This is a genomic window from Bartonella sp. AC158YNML (assembly GCF_042196725.1).
Lineage (GTDB): Bacteria > Pseudomonadota > Alphaproteobacteria > Rhizobiales > Rhizobiaceae > Bartonella.
This window is the reverse complement of sequence record NZ_JBHIQU010000040.1, coordinates 1-4,092: the sequence shown is the minus strand read 5'-3', so window position 1 is coordinate 4,092 and position 4,092 is coordinate 1. Positions and strand designations below refer to the sequence as shown.

Annotated in this window: 1 protein-coding gene and 1 pseudogene; both read left to right on the top strand. The window is 36.5% G+C overall.

Features of this window, described 5'->3' with window-relative positions:
- On the top strand, positions 1-348 hold a 348-nt coding region (locus ACFIM1_RS08915), incomplete at its 5' end, for a YadA-like family protein (RefSeq protein WP_375609782.1).
- A 787-nt stretch (positions 349-1,135) separates the two neighbouring features.
- Positions 1,136-4,092: pseudogene (locus tag ACFIM1_RS08910) on the top strand (hypothetical protein); the annotation flags it as partial.

The window sequence follows — 4,092 nt, the reverse complement described above, 5'->3', positions numbered from 1 at the left end:
AAGAAATATACGGCTGATCAAGTTAGTGGTCTTATCAATGATGGTTTTAACGAGTCGAAATCTTATACAGATATGAAATTTGAGGCGTTGAATTATGCCATTGAAGATGTCCGCAAGGAGGCAAGGCAAGCAGCTGCTGTTGGTTTGGCTGTGTCTAATTTGAGTTATGATGACACCCCTGGAAAGTTAAGCTTTTCATTTGGTAGTGGTTTGTGGCGGAGTCAATCGGCATTTGCTATTGGTGCTGGTTATATGTCTGAAAGTGGCAAAATTCGTTCTAACTTATCTGTCACGAGCTCAGGAGGTCAATGGGGGGTAGGCGCTGGATTTAGAGTAACGCTAAATTAGTGATAAAAATAAGATATTTAACACTCCCCCATTTGCCCTTGCTTTTATGAAGTAGGGGCAAATTTTTTTAAGCATATGAACGCAATTAAAATATGGGTTCTACCCCCAGCAAATCTTTTAGCAACTGTTACCAAGAAACTACATTTTTACCTCTACAGTAAATTATTTTCTCTAAATACTTCAAAAGAATCTTTTTTCTTGATATCTTTAGGATATGGTTTATAAATAGTAAAAATTTTAGTGAGTAAGACTTATTTTGCTAAGTAAATTTTCAAAGCGGGGCAAGTAATGCGTGAAGACAGAAAAGAAATCACAAAGGCATACATGTATCCTTGCATAATACATGAAAAAAGAAAAATCACCAAAAAACCAGTTATTCAGGATAATCTAAACCTCTTAAATATTACAATATCTTTTACTTTAATTTGTTGTTAATAAAGCCACATTTTCTAATAAAGTGAAATTTTATAATAGCTAAATATAATAAACCTCTGTGAAGTATTTTTAGTATTATCAAGTAAAAAAGTAATATTAGTACACAAAATTCCTTTATTGTTAGGCAGTAGAATAACATATCAGAACCTCAAATCCTCTATGTATATTTTGCGCCTAAAAGGTCTAATATCCAGATCTCATTACATAAAACAAATACAACAATATAAATATTCAAAATGCTAACACTAACAAAACGCCCAAAACCTAATTTACAATAACTCTATATCGTTAAAATGTGTCATTTTTGTGTTGTTCAGTGTGTTTCTAAAGTTTTTTTCTTGGAGAGTTCATTATGAAAAAAATCTATGCCATACAAACAGAAATGAGTAATTTAAAAAATTTTCGTTCTCCTCATTCATTTTCTTTGGTTAAGAGTGTTTCGTTTGCTGCAATGGTTGCATTTTTATCAAATGTTTCTCCTGTTTTTTCAGCAAATCCTGATTTTAGAAATACATTTGTTGAAGGTTTAAAAAGTGCTGATGTGTCTTATCTAAAAAGTATCGTCTCTGTTGCTGGTTTGAATACTTCTGATGACTACGCAAATTTTTTAACCAAAACCCTTTCCGATAAGAGTGACAAGAGTTCTGTCGTGAATGTTTTAACAGAAAACGGCGGTTTTGCACGAGTTGGAAATGTTGGTCATAAAAAAGCGTCACAGCTTACAAGAATAGCGGTTAACGATATAAGTACGAAAAGAACGTTGTTGCCTGTTGATGATGATTATAATGGTGATGTTGGATCGTCTAGTGTTCGGGATACAACAAAGAATAACACAATGTTGAATACGCGGGCAATGCCCATAGCTGAAAGAATTGGTGTGCTTCCAAGAAATAATGAGAATATATTGATAGGTAAGAGTCCAGCAGTGAAGGGCAGTAATATCATTGCTATTGGTAATGGTATGCAGACACATTCAAAAAATAGCCTCTATGAATCGGCCATTGGTATCGGTAATTATGTGCATTTTTACGCTCCTGCGACTACTGTTATTGGTGATAGAGCACAGGTAAAGGAATATGGGAGCGTTGCTTTAGGTAGTGGTTCTGTGGCAGATGTTGCTAAAGATGTTGCTGGTTTTAATCCTTTACTTAAAAAAGTTGCAACTGATACGGATTTCACATGGAGGAGTACGCTGGGTGCAGTCAGTGTTGGTGATGCTGGTAATAAAAAAACACGGCAAATTACAGGAGTAGCAGCAGGAACGAACGGAACTGATGTTGTTAATGTTGCACAGCTTCAATCCTTACAAAGTTACGTAGATCAAGGTTGGCACCTGTCTGTTGGTGGTGCAAATGCTACAACTGTTGGCATAAAGAGCAAAGTCGATTTATCAGCAGCAAGTACAAATCTTACGATTACAAAAGGTGATAAAGATAATAATATAAAATTTGATCTGGCTAAGGAAATTGCAGTCAATAAAGTAACTGCAGGAAGCAGTACCCTAGACGCAACAGGTTTAGTAATTTCTGGAGGTCCTAAAATAGTCACCGGTGGTATTGATGCTGGTAGTAAAAAGATAACAGGAGTGGCAACGGGTACTGAAAGCACCGATGCGGTGAATTTTGGACAACTGAAGGAAATAAAAGAACAGGTAGCAACCAGTAGTAACTTTGTGAAGCAGGATTCTGCAACGAAACACATCACCATTGGTAAGGATACAGATGGTGATAAAATTGATATTTCCAACAATAAAAATGAAAAGCGTACTCTTACTGGTATAAAGGATGGAGCGCTTTTAGGAGATTCAAATGAAGCGGTTACAGGTTCTCAGCTGTTTACTACAAATCAAAAGGTTACCACTGTAGCCACGAATATAGCCAAGTCTTTTGGGGGTGACGCTAAATATGAAGATGGCACGTGGACAAATCCAACTTTTAAAATAAAGTCAGTTAACTCTGATGGTAAGGAAAAAGATGAGACTTATCACAATGTAGCAGATGCACTTGCAGGTGTTGGTAGTTCTATCACGAATGTTCAGAATAAATTAACTAAACAGGTTACAAATGTGATTACCAAAGTTGAAAGCGAGAGCTTTGTTCAACAAGAAGAGATGCACCGTCTCACTATTGGTGCAAAAACAGAAGGCAGTGAAATCAATATCGCCAATAAAAGTGGTGAGGCTCGAACTCTTTCTGGTGTTGGAGAAGCAAAGAATAACAATGATGCCGTTAACAAAGGGCAGTTAGATACCAATATTGAGACTATCAATAATAATATAACAAATAAGTTTGACACACTTACTCAAAACATAACGAATATTACGCAACAAGTTAAAGGTGATTCTTTACTATGGAGCGAGACTGATACAGCTTTTGTAGCAACACATGGAGAGAAAAAAGAAAACAGCAAGATTACGTCTCTTCAGAATGGAGATATAACTAAAGACTCAACAGATGCCGTAAATGGTTCCCAGCTTTATACACTAGGTAGCAGTGTTGCAAAGTCTTTAGGTGGTGAAGCTGAGTATGAAAATGGCAAATGGACAGCACCTACATTTACGGTTAAGACAGTTAAGGATGATGGCAACTCTGAAGAGACGAAATATAAAACTGTAGCGGAGGCTTTGACTGGAGTTGGTAGTTCTATCACGAATGTTAAAAATGAGGTTACTAAAGAGATTACTAGTGCGATTACTAATATGAAAGTTGATAGCCTTGTTAAGCAAGAGGCAGATACAAATCGGATCACTATTGGTAAAGAAGTAGAAGGCACTAAAATCGATATTACAAATAAGGATGGTAATAATCGGACTCTTTCTGGAGTTGCCGCAGGTACTGCAGATACTGACGCTGTGAATTTTTTGCAACTGCAAAAAGTTGAAAAGGATGTTAAAGAACAAGTAGCAGCCAGTAGTTTCGTAAAACAGGATCTTACAACAGAACACATCAGCATTGGTAAAGATACAGGTGGTGATAAAATCGATATTGCCAACAACAAAGATGAAAAGCGTACTCTTACAGGTATAAAAGGTGGAGCGCTTTTAGAAGATTCAAATGAAGCGGTCATTGGTTCTCAGTTGTTTACTACAAATCAAAATGTTACCACTGTAGCCACGAATATAGCCAAGTCCTTTGGTGGTGGTGCTAAGTATGAAAAAGGAGAATGGGTTGCTCCTACCTTCAAGCTTAAAACTGTCAATTCTGATGGTAGTGTTGGTGAGGAAAAGGTTTACAATAGTGTAGCGGAAGCTCTTTCTGATATTAGTACTTCTGTTACGAATGTTCATAATGATGTGACCACTGTTGTCAG